17 protein-coding genes are annotated in these 20,975 nt (G+C 37.1%); all 17 read left to right on the top strand.

All coding sequences use genetic code 11. The features are described 5' to 3' along the window. Nucleotides 1-51: 51 nt before the first annotated feature. The 17 genes from BMW29_RS06025 (at nucleotide 52) to BMW29_RS06105 (ending at nucleotide 20,958) form a co-directional block, all read left to right on the top strand. The gene (locus BMW29_RS06025; RefSeq protein WP_281241506.1) at nucleotides 52-834 is read left to right on the top strand and encodes an undecaprenyl pyrophosphate synthase; all 783 of its coding nucleotides are present in this window, start codon (nucleotides 52-54) and stop codon (nucleotides 832-834) included. A gap of 13 nt (nucleotides 835-847) precedes the next feature. After that, nucleotides 848-1,636, top strand: a complete 789-nt coding sequence (locus BMW29_RS06030) for a phosphatidate cytidylyltransferase (protein ID WP_092651427.1) — start codon at nucleotides 848-850, stop codon at nucleotides 1,634-1,636. A 104-nt stretch (nucleotides 1,637-1,740) separates the two neighbouring features. Continuing rightward, entirely contained in the window at nucleotides 1,741-2,892 is a 1,152-nt protein-coding gene (gene dxr, locus BMW29_RS06035) for a 1-deoxy-D-xylulose-5-phosphate reductoisomerase (RefSeq protein ID WP_092651430.1), read from the top strand. 20 nt (nucleotides 2,893-2,912) lie between these two features. After that, nucleotides 2,913-4,184, top strand: coding sequence for an RIP metalloprotease RseP (gene rseP / locus BMW29_RS06040; protein ID WP_092651433.1), 1,272 nt, complete (start codon nucleotides 2,913-2,915; stop codon nucleotides 4,182-4,184). A 104-nt stretch (nucleotides 4,185-4,288) separates the two neighbouring features. Continuing rightward, nucleotides 4,289-6,004 carry a proline--tRNA ligase gene (locus BMW29_RS06045; RefSeq protein ID WP_092651435.1) on the top strand — a complete coding sequence of 572 codons (1,716 nt, stop codon included), beginning with the start codon at nucleotides 4,289-4,291 and terminating at the stop codon, nucleotides 6,002-6,004. Between the two features lie 83 nt (nucleotides 6,005-6,087). After that, nucleotides 6,088-10,431, top strand: a complete 4,344-nt coding sequence (locus BMW29_RS06050) for a PolC-type DNA polymerase III (RefSeq protein ID WP_092651438.1) — start codon at nucleotides 6,088-6,090, stop codon at nucleotides 10,429-10,431. A gap of 260 nt (nucleotides 10,432-10,691) precedes the next feature. Further along, nucleotides 10,692-13,136, top strand: coding sequence for a MucBP domain-containing protein (locus tag BMW29_RS06055; protein WP_092651440.1), 2,445 nt, complete (start codon nucleotides 10,692-10,694; stop codon nucleotides 13,134-13,136). Between the two features lie 231 nt (nucleotides 13,137-13,367). Then, nucleotides 13,368-13,841: a ribosome maturation factor RimP gene (rimP, locus tag BMW29_RS06060; RefSeq protein WP_092651443.1), complete on the top strand. Its 474-nt coding sequence runs from the start codon at nucleotides 13,368-13,370 to the stop codon at nucleotides 13,839-13,841. Nucleotides 13,842-13,869: 28 nt separating this feature from the next. Beyond that, complete coding sequence (gene nusA / locus BMW29_RS06065; RefSeq protein WP_092651446.1) at nucleotides 13,870-14,985, top strand: transcription termination factor NusA; 1,116 nt, start codon at nucleotides 13,870-13,872, stop codon at nucleotides 14,983-14,985. A gap of 12 nt (nucleotides 14,986-14,997) precedes the next feature. Continuing rightward, nucleotides 14,998-15,285: an RNase P modulator RnpM gene (rnpM, locus tag BMW29_RS06070; RefSeq protein WP_092651449.1), complete on the top strand. Its 288-nt coding sequence runs from the start codon at nucleotides 14,998-15,000 to the stop codon at nucleotides 15,283-15,285. Next, the gene (locus BMW29_RS06075) at nucleotides 15,282-15,584 is read left to right on the top strand and encodes a YlxQ-related RNA-binding protein (RefSeq protein ID WP_092651452.1); all 303 of its coding nucleotides are present in this window, start codon (nucleotides 15,282-15,284) and stop codon (nucleotides 15,582-15,584) included. Before rnpM ends, BMW29_RS06075 begins: the two co-directional genes overlap by 4 nt. Nucleotides 15,585-15,602: 18 nt before the next feature. Continuing rightward, nucleotides 15,603-18,062 (top strand): translation initiation factor IF-2, encoded by a 2,460-nt coding sequence (gene infB / locus BMW29_RS06080; protein WP_092651455.1) that lies wholly within the window; start codon nucleotides 15,603-15,605, stop codon nucleotides 18,060-18,062. Nucleotides 18,063-18,099: 37 nt separating this feature from the next. Next, a complete protein-coding gene (gene rbfA / locus BMW29_RS06085) occupies nucleotides 18,100-18,447 on the top strand; it encodes a 30S ribosome-binding factor RbfA (protein WP_092651458.1) in 348 nt (115 codons plus the stop codon). Nucleotides 18,448-18,550: 103 nt separating this feature from the next. After that, complete coding sequence (locus BMW29_RS06090) at nucleotides 18,551-19,153, top strand: histidine phosphatase family protein (protein WP_092651461.1); 603 nt, start codon at nucleotides 18,551-18,553, stop codon at nucleotides 19,151-19,153. Between the two features lie 63 nt (nucleotides 19,154-19,216). Beyond that, nucleotides 19,217-19,510, top strand: coding sequence for a putative quinol monooxygenase (locus BMW29_RS06095; RefSeq protein ID WP_177165694.1), 294 nt, complete (start codon nucleotides 19,217-19,219; stop codon nucleotides 19,508-19,510). 41 nt (nucleotides 19,511-19,551) lie between these two features. Continuing rightward, the gene (locus tag BMW29_RS06100; protein WP_143047338.1) at nucleotides 19,552-19,851 is read left to right on the top strand and encodes a hypothetical protein; all 300 of its coding nucleotides are present in this window, start codon (nucleotides 19,552-19,554) and stop codon (nucleotides 19,849-19,851) included. A gap of 45 nt (nucleotides 19,852-19,896) precedes the next feature. Then, complete coding sequence (locus BMW29_RS06105) at nucleotides 19,897-20,958, top strand: leucine-rich repeat domain-containing protein (RefSeq protein WP_092651470.1); 1,062 nt, start codon at nucleotides 19,897-19,899, stop codon at nucleotides 20,956-20,958. Nucleotides 20,959-20,975: the final 17 nt, after the last annotated feature.

Genomic DNA, 20,975 nt, shown 5'->3' on the forward strand with positions numbered 1-20,975 from the left:
TTTAGCTCCTTTTTGCTACAATAGATTCAGTGTAAAAATGGAGGGATGAGCTTGTTTAACCTTTTTAGAAAAAAAACAAATACACAAAAACAACAAGGAATGTCTACATTTGATACAAATGGAGAAATCCCCAAGCATATCGCCATCATTATGGATGGAAACGGTCGTTGGGCTAAAAGAAGAATGATGCCACGGATTGCCGGTCATAAAGAAGGTATGAATACGGTTAAAAAAATTACAAAGCATGCCAGTAATCTAGGTGTGAAAGTCTTGACATTATATGCTTTTTCAACAGAAAATTGGAAAAGACCAACAGATGAGGTTTCATTTTTAATGCAGTTACCAGTGGACTTTTTTGATACTTTTGTACCAGAATTGATTGAAAATAATATTCGTGTAGAAGTGATGGGCTATATTGAGCAATTACCAGATCACACAAAGAAGGCTGTCCAGAATGCAATGGCGCAAACTGCTCAAAATACAGGCATGGTATTAAATTTTGCTTTGAATTATGGCAGTCGTGCAGAAATGATTACCGCAACAAAAAATATTGCTCAACAGGTAAAAGATGGCACCTTAGAGGTAGAGGCAATTGATGATGCATTATTTAGCAATCATTTAATGACTGCTGATTTAGGAGCGTATCAAGATCCTGATTTGTTAGTACGAACAAGTGGCGAAGAACGCATTAGTAATTTTTTGATGTGGCAAATTGCTTATAGTGAATTATACTTTACTGAGGTTGCTTGGCCTGATTATAGTCCAGAAATGCTGGAGCAATCCATTGGTGTTTATCAAGGACGACAAAGAAGATTTGGTGGGTTAAAAGCATAGGAGGCTTTACTTTATGAAACAGAGAATTATGACAGCAGTGGTGGCACTTATTTTATTTGTCCCTGTTGTTTGGTATGGTAGTTGGGTCTTAGAATTATTAATGGCCATTTTAGGTGTAGTGGGCTTACATGAGCTCTTTAAGATGAAACAAAAAAGTATTTTCTCGCTAGAGGGTGTGATTGCCTCTGTTGGGATGCTGAGCATTTTGTTACCAAGTGAGCGATTAGCTTTTCTTGCAGACTATGGCATCGAAGCAAGCTTTATTTTCTATATTTGCGTGATGCTGTTATTAGTAGCGATGGTATTTTCAAAGAACAAATTTAACTTTGATGATGCAGCAGTTGCAGTTTTAGGCAGTTTATATGTTGGTTATGGCTTTCATTATTTCTTAGTAGCCAGAGAAGCAGGATTAGCAGTGATTTTATATATGCTCTTTCTTGTTTGGTCAACAGATTCAGGTGCTTATTTCTGTGGGAGAAAGTTTGGTAAAAATAAATTGGCACCACATATTAGTCCCAATAAAACCATTGAAGGTGCATTAGGCGGCGTGGTTTGCGCTTTAGTTGTAAGCGTGCTTTTCCTTTACTTTAACCCGATGCAATATGCTTTAGTGCCGATGCTTGGTTTAACCGCATTATTCTCCGTTTCTGGTCAATTAGGAGATTTAGTAGAATCAGCTTATAAACGTCATTATGATGTCAAAGATTCTGGCAATTTATTACCAGGACATGGTGGGATTTTAGATCGCTTTGATAGCTTATTATTCGTTTTACCTATCATGCATTTAGTTGGATTAATCTAGGGTGTGTTTGAAAACTACGGTCGCATCCAAATTTTTCAGACGCATCCTACTATTGAAAGGATGTGCCTTGTAGTTGTCATCATCATGGCAGCTACTTTTATACAATGAAAAAGATTAGTTTATTAGGCATTACTGGCTCCATTGGTAGTAGTACTGTTGATGTGATTTCAGCCAATCCCGATTTATTTCAATTAGTCGCATTTTCCTTTTATTCAAATATTGAAAAGGGAAAAGACTATATCAGACAATTTTCACCTAAAATGGTTTCGGTAAAATCTGAAGCAGTGGCGGTAGAATTAGCCCAAGAATTTCCTCAGACTACCTTTGTTTCAGGTGTTTCAGGCTTATGTGAGATTGCTGCTTTACCAGAGTTAGATATTGTATTAACTGCTGTAATGGGCAGTATTGGCTTGCGTCCAACGCTGGCTGCAATTGAGGCAGGACACGATATTGCCTTAGCCAATAAAGAAACTTTAGTGACAGCAGGACACATAGTGATGGCAAAAGCCAAAGAAAAAGGGATTAAAATCTTACCTGTTGATAGCGAACATGCGGCTATTTTCCAATGCCTCCAAGGCGAAAAAATGTCACAGGTTGATCACTTATTGATTACTGCATCTGGTGGTAGTTTTAGGGATAAAACAAGAGAAGCCTTAAAACAAGTCACAGTAGAAGACGCCTTGAATCATCCCAATTGGTCAATGGGGGCTAAGATTACTATTGATTCAGCAACCATGATGAATAAAGGCTTTGAAGTCATTGAGGCCCATTGGTTATTTGATTTAGATTATGATAAAATAAAGGTAGTTTTGCACAGAGAAAGTATTGTCCATTCAATGGTTGCGTTTATTGATGGAAGTGTGAAGGCACAATTAGGGCCAAGCGATATGCGTGAACCGATTCAATATGCCTTAACTTATCCAGATAGAGCCTACTTAAAAGAGCAACAACCATTTGATTTAACAAAAATTGGTGCGCTTCATTTTGAACCATTAGATTTTCAGCGCTTTCCGATGATTCGTTTAGCTTATGAGGCTGGAAGAATAGGTGGTAGCCTACCTGCAGTGATGAATGCTGCAAATGAAGTGGCGGTGGCAGCCTTTTTAGCAAAAAAAATCACCTTTTTACAAATTGAAACAGCTGTAGAAAAAGCGATGGCTCAGCATCAAGTGGTGCCTCATCCATCTTTAGAAGACATTCTTGAAATTGATCAGTCAACTAGAACACTTGTTGAAAGTTGGATTTCACAGAAATAACAAGTGAAGGAGCGAAATATATGATTCAAACAATTCTAACGTTTATTATTATTTTTAGTATATTAGTCATTGTTCATGAATTTGGACACTACTATTTTGCCAAAAAATCAGGCATCTTAGTGCGAGACTTTTCAATTGGTTTTGGACCAAAAATTTTTTCATATAGAAAAAACGGCACAGCTTATACCTTGCGTATCTTACCTATAGGTGGTTATGTCAGAATGGCTGGTATCGGTGAAGAAGAAACAGAAATCAAAGCAGGAACACCTGTTGGGATTGTCTTAAATGAAGCCGGTGAAGTCATTCGTATCAATATGAATGGGAAGAAGCAACTAACCAATGCGATTCCAATAGAAGTTGTGACTGTTGATTTAGAAAAAGACTTATTCATTGAAGGTCAAACGGCTGCATCAGATGAAGCGCTGGTTCGTTATTCAGTGAACCGAGAAGCAACTGTGATTGAGCCTGATGGTGTCGAAGTCCAAATTGCACCAATTGATGTCCAATTTCAATCTGCTTCTTTACCGAAGCGAATGATGACCAACTTTGCTGGTCCAATGAATAATTTTATTTTAGCGATTATTGTCTTTTCAATTCTAGCCTTTGTTAGAGGTGGCGTAGCTTCTAATGAAAGTATTATAGGAACGATTAAAGAAGATAGCATAGCAGAAAAAGCTGGCTTAAAAGAAGGCGATAAAGTTGTGGCGATTGATGAACAGAAAATTTCATCATGGCTTGAAATGACGGAGCAAATTCATCAAAGTGCGGATCAAGAAGTCGTCTTAGAAGTAGAAAGAGATGGCAAAACTTTTGAAGCAAAAGTAACACCTGAAGCAGTAGAGCAAGAAGATGGAAAAACAATTGGTTTGATTGGTACCACTCAATATGTGGATGATTCATTCACTGCTAAACTCATGTATGGCTTCACACAAACTTGGTTTTGGATTCAACAAATCTTTGTTGTTTTAGGTCGTATGTTTACAAAAGGCTTCTCTTTAGATAACTTATCAGGGCCTGTTGGTATTTATACAGCAACTGGACAATTCGCAAAAATGGGCTTTTTATATGTAGTAAATTTCTTGGCCATTCTGAGTGTCAATTTAGGTGTGATGAATCTATTGCCAATTCCAGCAATGGATGGTGGTAAATTAGTGCTAAATGTTCTTGAGGGAATTAGAAGAAAGCCACTTGATCCAAAAAAAGAAGGGATTATTACATTGGTAGGCTTTGCATTCATCTTTATTCTCATGATTTTAGTGACATGGAATGATATCCAACGTAGTTTCTTTTAGCATGTGCTTGAAAACGCCAGTGATGACGATTTTCAGATATGCTTAAGCATAAATGGGGAAAAGTTCAAATTATTGAAAAAGGGTTAAAAGGAGACAAATAAAATATGAGACAATCAAAAGTATTAGTACCTACATTACGTGAGGTGCCAAGTGATGCAGAAGTACGTAGTCATCAACTATTATTAAGAGCAGGATATATCAGACAAACATCAAGTGGGGTTTATACTTACTTACCTCTTGCAGTTGTTGTACTTGAAAAAATCAAACAAATTGTTAGAGAAGAATTAGCTAAAATTGATGCAGTTGAAATGCTTATGCCTGCACTCTTACCTGCTGAGCTTTGGATTGAATCAGGTCGCTATGACACATATGGTCCAAACTTAATGAAATTAAAAGATCGTCATGAACGTGATTTTATTTTAGGACCAACACATGAAGAAGCGATTACTGCGATTATTCGTGATGAAATTACTTCTTATAAAAAATTACCGTTATCACTTTACCAAATCCAAACAAAATATCGTGATGAAAAACGCCCTCGTTCAGGCTTACTACGTGGTAGAGAATTCTTAATGAAAGATGGATATTCTTTCCATGCTTCTTATGATAGTTTAGATGAAACCTATGCCCAAATGTCTAAAGCTTATGAACGTATTTTTGAACGCTGTGGCTTAGAATTTAGAGGCATTATCGGTGATGGTGGCGCTATGGGTGGAAAAGACTCAAAAGAATTTATGGCAATTTCTGAGATTGGCGAAGACGTGATTTGTTATTCTGATGCCAGTGACTATGCGGCCAATTTAGAAATGGCTTCAAGCTTCTATATGCGTAAGAAATCTCATGAAATCGAAAAAGAGTTAGAAAAAGTCAGCACACCAAATGTGAAAACGATTGAAGAGGTAGCCAATTTCCTAGAAGTAGAAGAAAAACGTGTGATTAAGAGCCTACTATTTATAGCAGATGAAAAACCTGTTTTAGTTTTAGTTCGTGGTGATCATGAAGTGAATGATGTCAAACTTAAAAACTTCTTAGAAGCAGATTTCCTTGATTTAGCAACCCCTGAGCAAGCACAAGCATTATTAGCTGCTGATTTTGGCTTTGTTGGACCAATTGGTATTTCTGAAGAGGTGCGCATTTTAGCTGATTTACATGTCCAAGATATGGCAAATGCAGTTTGTGGTGGCAATGAAACAGATAGCCACTATATCAATGTCAATCCAGAGCGTGACTTGAAAGTAGAGACTTATGATGATTTCCGTTTTGTGAAGGAAGGCGACTTATCTCCAGATGGACATGGCGTGATTAAATTCACTAAGGGGATTGAAATTGGTCATATCTTTAAATTAGGGACGCGTTATAGTGATAGTATGCATGCAACCATTTTAGATGAAAATGGTCGCTCACAGTCTGTTATTATGGGATGTTATGGGATCGGGATTAGCCGTTTAGTAGCAGCCATTGCTGAGCAACAATCAGATGAAGCTGGCTTAGTTTGGTCAAAAGAAATTGCACCATATGATGTTCATTTAGTTCCAATTAATATGAAATCAGCTGAACAAGTGACTTTAGCTGAAGAGCTTTATGAAACATTGCAACAATCCAACCTTTCTGTTTTATTAGATGACCGTAATGAACGAGCAGGCGTGAAGTTTGCTGATTCTGATTTAATGGGTTTACCAGTACGTGTAACTGTTGGTAAGAAAGCAAATGAAGGAATCGTTGAAATTAAATTGCGTAAAACAGGAGAAACAGTTGAAGTGAGAGCTGAGGAATTAGTGAACACCGTCAATATTTTATTAAACCCTGAAAACAACGTATAATCAAACAGCATATTGAAAAGGGTCACTTATTTAAAAGGAGACCCTTTTCCGATTTTCTAAAATAGAAAAGGAGGGATAGTAGCGTGAGTTTAGACAAAAAAGAACTGTTTCAAAAGCTGCTAGAGCAAATCAACTTACACCATGAAGTCAGCTATGCGCCTTATTTTATAGATGGCGCAATTGAAAAAGTTGAAGTGAATAAGCAACAAAAGTCTTGGCACTTTACCTTTCAATTTTTTGATATTCTACCTTTTGAAGTTTACCAAAATCTACAACAACATTTACAAATCGCTTTTAAAGAGATTGCAGCCATTAGCTATCATGTTGAAGTTAAAGAGCCCTCATTAACTGAGGAAAAAATTCAAAACTATTGGCATGAAGCGATTAAAGTCAGTGGCGTTTCTTCTCCAATTGTCAATAAAACCTTTAGAGAACAATACCCAACCTTAAATGACCGAAAAATTCAGTTATTAGTAGAAAATGAAGTGGTTAAAGAGCATTTATTAAATCAATATTTAGCACCAATTGAAGTGGCTTATACCCAATTTGGTTTTCAAAAATTTCAAATTATGCCAGTAATTGACCAAGCTGCAACTGAAGCAGTTTTGGCGGCATTCCAAGCGAAAAAAGAAGAAGCAGATGCGGCACTTGCCATCAGAGCAGCTGAGAATCTAAAAAAAGCTGAATCTGAGAAAAAACGCAATGAAAAAAGTGGAATGGCAGCCTTACCAGCTGGTCCCATTATCTTGGGAAGAGAAATCAATGCGAAAGAAGAAGTCAAACGGATGGGCGATATCCTTGAGGAAGAACGTCGTGTGACCATTGAAGGCTATGTATTTGATAAGGAAATTCGTGAGTTACGTTCAGGTCGTCATATTATGATTTTGAAAATTACCGATTATACCTCTTCATTTTCAGTCAAAATGTTTTCTAGTAATGCCGAAGATGAAGCAGCTTTTGCGGCTTTAAGCAAAGGCATGTGGGTTCGTGCTAGAGGTGGTGTCCAAGAAGATAGCTTTATGCGTGACCTTGTCATGAATGCTCGAGATATTACAGAGTGGAAGCATGACTCTCGTAAAGATACTGCACCAGAAGGACAAAAAAGAAGTGAGCTACATTTACACACACCAATGAGTCAAATGGATGCTGTTTCTAGTGTCGAAGCGCTTGTTGGTCAAGCGGGTAAATGGGGACACCCAGCAATTGCCATTACGGATCATAGTGGTGCTCAATCATTTCCCGATGCTCACTGGGCAGGGAAGAAGCATGGCGTCAAAATTCTTTATGGTTTAGAGGCCAACTTAATCGATGATGGGGTACCTATTGCTTATAATGATGCCCATCGGTTATTAAAAGATGAAACTTATGTGGTCTTTGACGTGGAAACAACAGGTCTTTCTGCGGTTTATGACACAATTATTGAGCTTGCAGGCGTTAAAATGCATAAAGGCAATATTATTGATACCTTTGAACAATTCATTGATCCAGGTCATCCATTGTCTCAAACGACAATTAATTTAACAGGGATTACAGATGATATGGTACGAGGTTCTAAATCAGAGGAAGAAGTGCTTCGCTTATTTAAAGAATTTAGTGAAGGCACTATTCTTGTGGCGCATAATGCAGCCTTTGATATGGGCTTCTTAAATACATCCTATAGTCGTTACAATATTCCAGATGCAGATAATCCAGTCATTGATACCTTAGAATTATCTCGTTTCTTACATCCTGAATTTAAAAATCATCGTTTAAACGTGTTAGCGAAAAAATTTGGTGTTAGCTTAGAACAACATCACCGTGCGATTTATGATTCAGAATCTACAGGACATCTTTGTTGGATTTTCTTAAAGGATGCAGCAGAGCGTTATGAAATAGACTATCATGATCAGCTAAATGAATATATTGGTGAAGGGGATTCCTATAAGCGCGCAAGACCTTTCCATGCAACGATTTTAGCAACAACTCAAGTTGGACTTAAAAACTTATTTAAGCTAATTTCAATGTCCAATATTGATTATTTCTACCGTGTACCAAGGATTCCGCGCTCAAAATTAAAACAATTACGAGAAGGCTTAATTATTGGCTCAGCCTGCAGTAAAGGTGAGATTTTTGAGGCAATGATGCAAAAAGGGTACGATGAAGCTAAACGTAAAGCAGCCTTCTATGATTATTTAGAAGTTCAGCCGAAACCAGTTTATGCCCCCTTATTAGAGCAAGAGCTCGTTAAAAACGAAGCCGATTTAGAAGATATTATTCGCAATATGATTCGAATGGGCGAAGAGTTAGGTAAAGTAGTGATAGCAACAGGGGACGTGCATTATTTAAATGAAGAAGATGCGATTTATCGTAAAATACTGATTCATTCCCAAGGTGGGGCGAATCCGTTAAACCGTTCTACCTTACCAGCAGTTCATTTTAGAACAACCAATGAAATGCTAGATGAATTTTCTTTCCTAGGAAAAGAACTGGCACAAAAAATAGTAGTGGAAAATCCAAAAAAAATTGTGGATATGTGCGAAGAACTAACCCCTGTTAAAAGTGATCTTTACACACCAAAAATTGAAGGCTCAGAGGAAGAGATTCGGAAATTAAGTTATGATGAAGCACACCGTTTATATGGTGATCCTCTACCTGAAATTGTTGAGAAAAGAATTGAAAAAGAACTGAAAAGTATCATTGGGAATGGCTTCTCAGTTATTTATCTGATTTCACAAAAATTGGTGCATAAGAGCTTACAGGATGGGTATTTGGTTGGTTCACGTGGTTCCGTTGGTTCAAGCTTTGTTGCGACTATGACAGGAATTACAGAAGTGAATCCAATGCCGCCACATTATCGCTGTCCAAATTGTAAATATTCTGAGTTTTATGAAGATGGTTCTGTTGGTTCAGGTTTTGATTTACCTGAAAAGCAATGTCCTAATTGTGACCATCGCCTCATGAAGGATGGACATGATATTCCGTTTGAAACATTCTTAGGTTTCCATGGAGATAAAGTACCCGATATCGATTTAAACTTCTCTGGAGATTACCAAGCCAAAGCCCATGATTATACAAAAGTGCTATTTGGTGAGGAATATGTTTATCGAGCTGGAACAATCGGTACAGTTGCTGATAGAACAGCTTATGGCTTTGTTAAGGGCTATGAAAGAGATTTTAATTATCATTTTAGAGCAGCTGAAATTGATCGTTTAGCGAAGGGATCAACAGGAGTGAAGCGGACAACAGGTCAGCATCCAGGGGGGATTATTGTTATCCCTGATTATATGGATGTCTATGATTTTACACCGATTCAATTCCCAGCAGATGCACAAGATTCAGAATGGAAAACAACACATTTTGATTTCCATTCAATTCATGATAATGTGTTAAAACTGGATATCCTTGGTCATGATGACCCAACAGTGATTAGAATGCTCCAAGATTTATCAGGAATTGATCCAAAGACCATTCCAACGGATGATCCTGATGTCATGCAAATATTTGGTGGTCCAGAGGTTTTAGGTGTCACCAGTGAACAAATTGAATCAAGAACAGGAACGCTAGGGATCCCTGAGTTTGGAACAAGATTTGTGCGAGGAATGCTAGAGCAAACTAAGCCAAACACTTTCTCAGAGCTTCTACAAATTTCTGGTTTATCTCATGGGACAGACGTTTGGCTTGGGAACGCAGAGGAATTAATTAGAAATAATAATATTCCCTTATCTCAAGTAATTGGTTGTCGTGATGATATTATGGTTTACCTCATTCATAATGGTTTAGATGATGGGATGGCCTTTAGTATTATGGAAAGTGTGCGTAAAGGGAAAGGGATTCCAGATGATTGGCAAGCTTCTATGCGAGAAGAGAAGATTCCTGAATGGTATATTGATTCTTGTTTGAAAATCAAGTATATGTTCCCTAAAGCCCATGCGGCAGCTTATGTCTTAATGGCTTTACGTGTAGCTTATTACAAAGTGCATTTTCCAATTCTTTATTATGCAGCGTATTTCTCAGTTCGTGCAGATGATTTTGATTTAGTTGCCATGAGCCAAGGAAAAGATGCAGTAAAAGCTAGAATGAAGGAAATTAATGATAAAGGTTTAGATGCTTCAACCAAAGAAAAGAATTTGCTAACGGTTCTTGAATTATGTAATGAAATGATTGAACGAGGCTTTAACTTTAAAATGATTGATTTATATAAATCAGATGCTGAAAACTTTGTCATTGATGGCAATACATTAATTGCACCATTTAGAGCCGTTCCAAGTTTAGGTGCCAACGTTGCCAAACAAATTTGTATTGCAAGAGAAGAGAAGCCTTTCCTTTCTAAGGAAGATCTTGCAAATCGTGGGAAAGTTTCAAAGACTTTGATTGAATATATGAACGAAAATGGCGTCTTGAAAGATTTGCCAGATGAAAACCAATTGTCATTGTTTGATATGATGTAACTCTAAAGAATAACGAATAGAAAACTGCACATGATTTCATTGGGAATCATGTGCAGTTTTTATTTTTTTGAAAAAATAAAGATATGTTTAGAAAGTTTCTGTTCGTTTTATAAATAAATGGAAATAAGCTAGAAAACCTTTGCATTATTTAAATTTAAGGATAAGAATAAATTAATTATGACTATTTGAAATCTGTTTGTACAGCACTTAATTATTGTGATATAATAAATAAAAGTTTTTAATGAAATGGAGAGAATAGTGTGACATCAAAAATTAAATGGAAATATGTTGGGTACCTAGTTGCAATCGGTATTTTTATATTTTCTTCTTTTTCAACAATAGAGGCTAAAGAATCACCAAATAGAACCGCATCAGCAAAAGAAGAATTATTTGAAAAAGATTTACTACAAGCCTATCTTGCTTCAGCACATACATATACTAGTTTACCAAAAAAAAATCTGCTATTAGAAAAACAAATGGTGCCTTATAATGACACAGGTGTGGCAGGTGGCAATATTACGATTAAATATCAAGATGAGGGTGGCAATACCCTTGCCAAAGAGACCATTCTTAAAGAAAATATTGGTGTAAGCTACCAAACAGAACCGATAGAGATTGAAAACTATGAGATCACAAAAACGCCAGACGGAGCAACAGGTACCTTTCAAGCAGAAGCACAAACTGTTATTTATACTTATCGCTTAAAAAGAGGCGGGGAGATTACGGTTGAATACATAGACGTGGAAGGAAATGTTGTCTCTAAAAATAAGCGTTTAATCGGATCAATTACTGGCTATTATCAAGTGAGCCCCAATAAAATTGCCGGCTATCGTTTGGTGAACTCACCCGCAAATGCAAAGGGATATTTCACTAAAGACCCACAAACTGTCACCTTTATTTATGAGAAAGAAACTATAGGGCATGTTTGGGTTACCTATCAGACAGCAGCTGGTCAAGAAATTGAAGAAAAGGCTTTAGTTCGTGGCGAAATTGGTACCCCTTATGAAACCGAAGCAAAAGAAATTGCTGGGTACCGTCTACTCACTAAACCAAACAATGCAACAGGTACCTTTCAAGCAGATGCACAGCATGTTTCTTATCAGTACGAGGAGATTCAGTATGGGGATGTTATTGTAAAATATCAAGATACAGCAGGAAAACAGCTGATGGAACCAGTTGCATTAACTGGAGAGCTTGGTACACCCTATGAAAGTGCGATGCAGGAATTTAGAGGGTATCGTCTAACCACTACTCCTGAAAATGCAAAGGGTATGTTTAAAGTCAATCAGCAAGAAGTTACTTATATCTATGCACAGATCATCGCTGGAGATGTGATTGTTCATTACCAAGATACAGCGGGCAAAACAATAGCTGAGGATGAGGTGTTAAAAGGCAAATTTGATGCGCCTTATACTGCTGAAGCTAAGCCCGTTTATGGTTACCAATTATTAACAGAGCCAACGAATCAAACGGGTTTTTTTACTGAAAATATTCAGGAAGTTACCTATCTCTATGAACCAATCAAAGCAGGAGATGTAACGATTCATTATCAAGATACAACAGGTAAAGCGTTAAAGGAAGATCAAATCCTAAATGGCTATGTCAACCAACCTTATACGACTACTGCAACAGACATTACAGGTTACCGTTTGATTGCTACGCCAGAAAATGAAAAAGGCCTCTTTAAAGTGGAAGCCCAAACCGTTCTCTATCTCTATGAAATCAATCCATCTGCTGGTGTTTTAGTGCACTATCAAGATCTTACAGGGAAGCAATTAGCAGCAGATATCCTGTTAGAAGGTGGCATTGATTTACCCTATGAAGCAACAGCACTACCCATTGCAGACTACCATTTGGTAGAAACCCTTGGTGAAGCAGTAGGAACCTTCACGGATACCTTACAAGAAGTCACTTATCGTTATGAAAAAGACCTTGTACAGGCAGCAGACGTGGTCATACATTATCAAGATATGAATGGTCGTTTATTACAAGAGGAAGTCATTTTAAGTGGTTATGTTGGTGAACCTTATGAAAGTGAAGTTAAAGCATTTCCTAACTATGTATTAACTAGCTTACCAGAAAATCGAGCGGGTACATTTGGCACAACACCTCAAGCCGTGACTTATCAATATACTCAATTAATGGGCCATACGCTTGTGACCTATCAGACCGATAAGGGACAAGTATTAGCAACTGAACCGTTAACAGGACAAGTAGGAGAGCCCTTTGTCACAACAGCTAGAGATTTTCAAGGGTATCAATTAATTCAAGCACCTATGATTGCTGAGGGCAGTTTTACAAACAGCCTACAACACTTTATCTATCTTTACCAAAAAGAAGTGCCTTCTGAACAAGTAGTTGTCAAGTATCACAATCAATTAGGAGAAACAATCGCTGAAGAAACGCTTCTTGAAGGCGAATTAGGTACTCAATACACAACGCAACCTAAAGACATTGCGGGCTATCAATTGTATCATGTGGAAGGCTCTGAGCAAGGTTTTTACCAAAGTGAAGCGCAAACAGTGATTTATATCTATGCTGAAGCAACAAGTGAACAGCCTAAGCCATCAATAGATGAGCCAAGTACAATCGCACAATTACCTGCTACTGGAGAGCAGAAAACCCATTGGTTGTTCTTTGCTGGTATTTTTCTGCTTGGAATCAGCTGGTTTATGAAGAAAAGAAATGTATCAGAAAGTAAGTAGATAAGGGAAAAAATTGCCAGACTTACTGAATCGATATTTTCCTAGTAGCAGTCATTTGTGGTAGAGGGCTTAGCAAACCGAGAATGGTTGCAATAATCCTGTATTTATAGTATAATAACAACAGATTTAGATATCTTGGTAAAAGAGTGAGCAGCGATGCTCACTCTTTTTCGGCAGTAGAATCAGGATGGCTACCTAAATATCTGAAGTATTCTAAAGGAGGCGATAAGGTTGAGTAGTGTCACTGAAAACGTCACTCAAATTGTTCAACCAATTGTAGATGAGCTCCAATTTGAACTCGTTGAAATTGAATTTGTAAAAGAAGGTAAGAACTGGTTTTTACGTATCTATATTGATAAGCCAGGAGGCATTGACTTAGAGGATTGCGCGCTTCTTAGTGAACGTGTGAGTGATACAATGGATAGTTTAGATCCTGATCCAATTCCTCAAGCCTACTTTTTAGAGGTTTCTTCTCCTGGAGCAGAACGCCCATTAAAAAAAGAAGCCGATTATGAAGCCGCTATTGGTTCATATATTCATATTTCTTTATATGAGCCTGTTGAAGGACAAAAAGTTTATGAAGGTGACTTAGATGAAGTCACAGCAGAAACGTTAACCTTAACTTTCCGTGTAAAAACAAGAACAAAAACCTTAACATTTGATCGCAAAAAAATTGCAAAAGCAAGATTAGCTATTAAATTTTAAAAACAAATAGAACAGGAGCGAGTGAACAATGAGCAAAGAAATGTTAAATGCTCTAAATGCCTTAGAGACTGAAAAAGGTATTGCAAAAGAAATTGTGATTGAAGCATTGGAGGCCGCATTAGTTGCAGCCTATAAACGAAACTACAATCAAGCACAAAACGTAGAAGTGACGTTTGATTTGAAAAAAGGCAATATTCATGTTTTTGCTAAAAAAGAAGTAGTAGAAGAAGTATTTGACTCACGCTTAGAAGTCGGCATTGAAGAAGCACATACCATCAACAACGCCTATGAGCTTGGGGATGAAATTAAATTTGAAGTCACACCAAAAGATTTTGGTCGAATTGCTGCACAAACTGCAAAGCAAGTGATTATGCAACGTGTGCGTGAAGCAGAAAGAAGCATTATCTATAATGAATTTGTGGGTTATGAAGAAGACATTATGCAGGGAATTGTTGAAAGACAAGACAACCGTTTTATCTATGTTAATCTTGGTAAAATCGAAGCTGTTTTATCTAAACAAGAGCAAATGCCAAATGAAGTATATCAACCACATGATCGTATTAAAGTATACGTAACCAAAGTGGAAAACACATCAAAAGGACCTCAAATTTTTGTAAGCCGTACCCATCCTGGATTATTAAAACGTTTATTTGAGCAAGAAGTACCTGAAATCTATGATGGTACAGTTGAAATTAAATCCATTGCTCGTGAAGCTGGCGATCGTTCAAAAGTTGCGGTCTTCTCTCGTGATGAAAACATTGATCCAGTTGGAACCTGTGTCGGACCAGAAGGCCGTCGTGTCCAAGCGATTGTGAATGAATTAAAAGGCGAAAAAATGGATATTGTGGAATGGGATGAAGATCCAGCAGTATTCGTTTCAAATGCTTTAAATCCAGCACAAGTACTGACCGTACAATTTAATGAAGAAGATGGTTCTTGTATTGTGGTCGTTCCTGACTATCAATTATCATTAGCCATTGGGAAGCGTGGACAAAATGCACGTTTAGCTGCCAAACTAACGAGCCGTAAAATTGATATCAAATCAGAATCAGATATGATTGCAATGCTTGAAGAACAAGAAGCAGCAGCTGAAGCCATTACTGAGGAAGCTATTGAAGAAATCAGTGAGCAAGTAGAAGAATAAGAGGTGATTTAGATGCAAAAACAGCGGAAAATCCCAATGCGTAAATGTGTTGTTTCAAATGAAATGAAACCTAAAAAAGAAATGATACGTGTCGTGAAAAATAAAGAAGGCGAATTAGCCATTGATCCAACAGGAAAAATGCCTGGTCGAGGTGCTTATGTATCCATTGATCCAGTTGTTGCCAAGAAAGCCATGGAGAAACAACTATTAAATCGACCCTTAGAAACCAAGGTACCAGAAGCATTTTACCAAGAGTTATTGGACTATGTGACCCATCAGAAAGCACGGATGAGCTTATGACAAATCAAGAAAAAGCCCTAAACCTATTAGGGATGGCAATGCGTGCAGGCAAAATTGTCACTGGAGAAAGCCTTTCATTGAAAGAAATTCAGCAACAAAAAGCCAGATTTGTGATTGTCGCAACAGATGCAAGTGAGCGTACAAAAGAAAAAATGCAAAATAAATGTACCTATTATAAAATTCCAATAACTGTTCAATTTACAACTGCAGAATTAAGTCATGCAATTGGGAAAGAACGAGTAATCTGCACTGTGATGGATCAAGGATTTACCAAAAAACTGAAAGAATTATTAGCATGATAAATGGAGGTAGATTACATGGGAAAAACAAGAGTGTATGAATACGCAAAAGAACATAATATGTCCAGCAAGCGTGTCATTGATAAAGCTAAAGAACTTGGAATTGACTATAATAGTCATATGTCTTCTATGGACGCAGGCCAAGTGGAAAAGTTGAATCGTGTTTTCACACCAAAAAAAGAAAGTTCTAAAAATGAAGCAAAACCAGCTAGTCAAACAAAACCAGTAACAACAACTGCCAAACCGGCAGCAAAAACACAACAAAATACAAATAAACCCATGACAAAACCGTCAACTGGGCAAAATCAAGGTGGTCAAAAATCAGTGCAACAAAAAACAAATGGACAGCGCCCTGCACAAAGCGGGCAACAAAATAACCAGCAAAAAACTGGACAACAACGTCCGAACCAAACAAATGGACAAAGACCACAACAGAATCAAAATAAAACAACGCAACAACGCCCTGCGCAAAGTAATCAAAAACCAACGCAAAGCAACAACCAAAGGCCTCAAACAACTCAAGGCCAAGGTCAAGCTAAAACAACTACCACTTCAAACAACAACAATCGTGGTGGACAAGGTGGCGGCAACCGCTTTAACAACAACCGTGGCGGTTATGGTGGTTATAATAACAACAACCGCTTTAACAACCGTCGTAAAAAAGGCAAACGTGGTGAAACAAAACCAGTAGCACCACCCGTACCACGTAAATTTAAAGAATTACCAGAAGTCTTGGTTTATACAGATGGCATGACTGTGGCGGAATTATCTAAGAAAATTTACCGTGAGCCAGCAGAGATTATTAAAAAATTATTCTTGCTAGGTGCAATGGCGACTCAAAACCAAGCCTTAGACAAAGATACTATTGAATTACTTGCAGCTGATTATGGCATGGCTGCTGAAGAAAAAGTTCAAATTGATGTATCAGATTTAGATGTTCATTTTGAACAAGAAGAAAATCCAGAAGCATTAACAGCTCGTCCACCAGTTGTGACCATCATGGGGCACGTTGACCATGGTAAAACAACTTTACTTGATTCACTACGTAATACTAAAGTAACCTTAGGTGAAGCAGGTGGGATTACTCAGCATATTGGAGCTTATCAAGTTGAAATTGATGGCAAACCAATCACATTCTTGGATACACCAGGACATGCTGCGTTTACAACCATGCGTGCTCGTGGAGCTGGCGTGACAGATATTACCATTTTAGTTGTTGCGGCAGATGATGGTGTGATGCCACAAACTGTTGAAGCGATTAACCATGCTAAAGCAGCAGAAGTACCGATTATTGTTGCAGTAAACAAAGTCGATAAACCAGCTGCAAACCCAGATAAAGTGATGCAAGAATTAACCGAGTATGGTTTAATTCCAGAAGCTTGGGGTGGCGATACGATTTTCGTTCCAATTTCAGCTAAATTTGGTCAAAATATTGAAGAATTATTAGAAATGATTCTATTAGTTGCAGAAGTCCAAGAATTAAAAGCTGATCCAACGAGAAAAGCAATTGGAACAGTGATTGAAGCACGTTTAGATAAAGGTAAAGGAACCGTAGCGACTTTACTTGTTCAAGATGGTACCTTACATGTTGGCGATCCAATCGTTGTAGGGCATACCTTTGGACGTGTTCGTGTGATGGCAAATGATATTGGGCGTCGTGTAAAAGTTGCTGGACCAGCAACACCTGTTGAAATTACAGGATTAAATGATGTGCCTCAAGCAGGCGATCGTTTTGTTGTCTTTGAAGATGAGAAAACAGCTCGTGCAGCAGGGGAAGAGCGTGCGAAGCGAGCGGCTGTTGAACAACGTTCTGCAACCAACCGTGTAACCTTAGATAACTTGTTTGAAAGCTTACAAGAAGGCGAATTAAAAGAAGTAAATGTCATTATTAAAGCAGATGTCCAAGGTTCAGTTGAAGCACTTGCCGCTAGCTTGCAAAAAATTGAAGTCGAAGGCGTACGTGTGAAAATTATTCATACCGCAGTTGGTGCAATTAACGAAAGTGATATCACATTAGCCGCAGCAAGTAATGCAATTGTGATTGGCTTTAATGTTCGCCCAACACCACAAGCAAGACAACAAGCAGATCAAGAGAAAGTAGATATTCGTTTACACCGTATTATCTATAAAGCAATTGAAGAAATTGAAACAGCCATGCAAGGGATGTTAGATCCTGAATTTGAAGAAAAAATCATTGGACAAGCAGTTGTTCGTGAAACCTTCAAAGTATCAAAAGTTGGTACAATTGCTGGTGGATATGTATTAGAAGGCTTTATTGCGCGTGATAGCGGCGTTCGTTTAATTCGTGATGGTATTGTTATCTTCGAAGGCGAATTAGCTAGCTTGAAGCGTTTCAAAGACGATGCAAAAGAAGTGAAGCTTGGTTTTGAGTGTGGCTTTATGATTAAAGACTTTAATGATTTAAGAGTAGATGATGTGATTGAAGCTTATCGTATGGAAGAAATCAAACGTAAATAAGCGATTCATCATGTTGTAAAGAAAGTAGGGGAAAAGTATGGCAAACTTTAGAGTTGGACGTGTCTCACAAGAAGTACAAAGAGAAGTAAACGATATTTTAGCAAAAAAAATCCGTGACCCTCGAGTGAAAGACGTAACGATTACAGATGTTCGTGTAACTGGTGATTTACAACAAGCAAAAGTATTCTATAGCATTCTTTCTGACAAGGCATCTGATTTAAAAGCAGCACAAGAAGGACTTGAAAAAGCAAAAGGCTTAGTTCGTAAAGAATTAGGAAGCCGCTTAAGCTTATATAAAGTACCTGAGCTGATTTTTGAAAGAGATGAATCTGTCGCATATGGGAATCACATTGATGAGCTATTGCGCGGATTAAATAAGGATTAATAGAATGAGAGTGCCGAATTTCGGTACTCTTATTTTTTTGTTTATGCTATGATAATAGTGAGAAAACTTTGGCTGATAGTCATTATAAAGGAGCGGATGAGCAATGAAGCAAACACTATACTTAATGCGCCATGGACAAACCTTATTTAATGTCAGAAGAAAAGTTCAAGGCTGGTGTGATGCACCATTAACTGAATTAGGCATTGCACAGGGGAAAACAGCTGGTGCTTACTTTAAAGCACAGCACATTATTTTTGATCATGCGTATAGCTCTACATCTGAGCGTGCATGTGACACCCTTGAGCTGGTTACAAATCAGCCTTATACAAGATTAAAAGGGTTAAAAGAATGGCATTTTGGTACCTTTGAAGGAGAAAGTGAAGATTTAAATCCACCACTACCTTATCAAGACTTTTTTGTTAAGTATGGTGGAGAAGAAGAAAAATCCTTTCAAAAACGCGCAGTAGAGACTTGTACAACAATGATGGAACAAGGACATCAAACGGTCTTAGCCGTCAGTCATGGCGCTTTTTGTGGGCAATTTAGAAAGTTTTGGGACGAGACCTGTGAAGCTGAGTATAAAATAGCTAAAAATCATGGTGGAATTGGTAATTGTTGCATTTTTAAATATGAAGTTGAACAGCAAAAATTTAAATTAGTAGAGATTGTAAACCATGAGGCTCAGCTGGCTTTTATTGAAGCTTAATGGTTTAAGAATAAGCAATATGCGAACATGTCAGACAATTTTAAACTTACTGGAGGAATCAAAATGATTATTTACCATGCTCATTTAAAGGTCAAACAAGAAGCGATTTCAGCTTTCAAAAAAGCTACAAAAAAAGTTGTTACAGGTTCGCAAAAAGAAGCTGGAAATCTCCAGTATGATTTATATCAAGATGTGACAAATCCAACGATCTTTGTTCTAATTGAAATTTGGCAAGATCGAGAGGCGATTGCCTTTCATAAAGAAACCAGTCACTATAAGGAATTTAAAGAGAAATTACCTGATTTATTAATAGCACCTCATGATGTTGATGCATTTGAAGGGGAGAAATTAAACTAAATATGAATACAAGTCTTATGATAAAGGAAACCATCAATTTTTTGAGGGAAATCCAAGTATATCCAGGGATGTATGTGGCTCAGGATGAGCCAGCGTATTACGCTCGTTTCACTTCGTTTATTGAAGGCTATCTAGTTGCATTGAATCAATTTGATGCAAAAGTCTTTAATTTAGCCAATATGACTAGGTGGTATGGTAAAAAATATCAACATAAAAAACTAAATATTCCTCTTTCAACATATTTAAAAAATGAAAATCAAGAGAAAACTGATGAGCAGCTAAGTTTACTATTTAGTGATCTTTTAGTCGATTATTTTGAAGAAAAATTAATAAATGAGTAACTAAAGCAAGTCATAAAAGCTGACGCAAAAGAAGGAGAAATTGATGTGATTCAATATACTGGCCATTGTGCAAATATAAAAAAAACAACTGGGCAAATAAGAAACAAAGATATAATCGAAATAATGAGAACAAAAAATATTGAAACGATTCAATTATTTCGACCAATAACATTAGAGGAAGCTGCTTTACTCAATGAACTATTTATCAAGCAACCAAATAAAAAATTACATATTTGGTGTTTAGATGTATCAGCCCCAGCTGATTTAGATTATTTAGAAAATTTAACAGCTTTAGGATACTTATCAATTTTAGGTCATGACATTGAAGTGAAAAATATAAAAATTCTTGAGCAGCTACAATGTTTGAGTACCTTGAAGTTATGTCAGCTAAAAAATGTTGATTATGCTTTTCTAAAGCATCTTACAAAACGCTTAGTATCCTTACACCTTGAATTACCAAAAAGAAAAACAAAGATTGATTATCGCTGGCTACAGAGCTATCCACAACTTGAAAAATTATCTATTCAAGGAAATAAAAGAGACATTGAACAGCTACAATACTTAGATAGAATCAAATCACTTACGTTACGAGGAATCACGATTGACTCTTATGAATTTATTCATCAAATGACATCACTTGAAAAATTATCAATTAGGCTTGGAGCAAGTAAAGACTTTAGTGCCCTAAAAAACCATGCTAACATAAAGGTGCTAGAGTTTTGGTGTGTGCAGAAGTTAAGTGATCTTAGTTTTGTTAGCTCAATGAAAAATTTAGAATGGTTGTATTTACATGAACTACCTCATGTAGAAAAAATGCCGGATATGTCTGAGTTGTATCATTTAAAAACGATTATGATAGATAGCCTGAAAAATCTGAATGATTTTTCAGCTTTAAAGCATGCACCTGCGCTGCTTGAATATATAGAAGGTGGCAATCAATATGTATCAATTGATGCTAGACTACCAATCTTTGAAAATAAACAAGTTGAAACAATTTATTGTCGACCGTTAGCAAATAAAGATGATGAAAAGTTTGCAATGTATTTGCAGAAATATGCTAAGAAATTAAATGAGCATCATCCGATTATGCCTAAATGGGCAATTTAATTTTGTATTAATAACTA

Source organism: Isobaculum melis (assembly GCF_900111355.1).
GTDB lineage: Bacteria > Bacillota > Bacilli > Lactobacillales > Carnobacteriaceae > Isobaculum > Isobaculum melis.

Bases quoted from the DNA above. Each gene is read 5' to 3' on its own strand.
- BMW29_RS06030 (WP_092651427.1), top strand. From the start codon at position 848: ATGAAACAGAGAATTATGACAGCAGTGGTGGCACTTATTTTATTTGTC.
- dxr (WP_092651430.1), top strand. From the start codon at position 1,741: ATGAAAAAGATTAGTTTATTAGGCATTACTGGCTCCATTGGTAGTAGT.
- rseP (WP_092651433.1), top strand. From the start codon at position 2,913: ATGATTCAAACAATTCTAACGTTTATTATTATTTTTAGTATATTAGTC.
- BMW29_RS06045 (WP_092651435.1), top strand. From the start codon at position 4,289: ATGAGACAATCAAAAGTATTAGTACCTACATTACGTGAGGTGCCAAGT.
- nusA (WP_092651446.1), top strand. From the start codon at position 13,870: ATGAGCAAAGAAATGTTAAATGCTCTAAATGCCTTAGAGACTGAAAAA.
- rnpM (WP_092651449.1), top strand. From the start codon at position 14,998: ATGCAAAAACAGCGGAAAATCCCAATGCGTAAATGTGTTGTTTCAAAT.
- BMW29_RS06075 (WP_092651452.1), top strand. From the start codon at position 15,282: ATGACAAATCAAGAAAAAGCCCTAAACCTATTAGGGATGGCAATGCGT.
- infB (WP_092651455.1), top strand. From the start codon at position 15,603: ATGGGAAAAACAAGAGTGTATGAATACGCAAAAGAACATAATATGTCC.
- rbfA (WP_092651458.1), top strand. From the start codon at position 18,100: ATGGCAAACTTTAGAGTTGGACGTGTCTCACAAGAAGTACAAAGAGAA.
- BMW29_RS06090 (WP_092651461.1), top strand. From the start codon at position 18,551: ATGAAGCAAACACTATACTTAATGCGCCATGGACAAACCTTATTTAAT.
- BMW29_RS06095 (WP_177165694.1), top strand. From the start codon at position 19,217: ATGATTATTTACCATGCTCATTTAAAGGTCAAACAAGAAGCGATTTCA.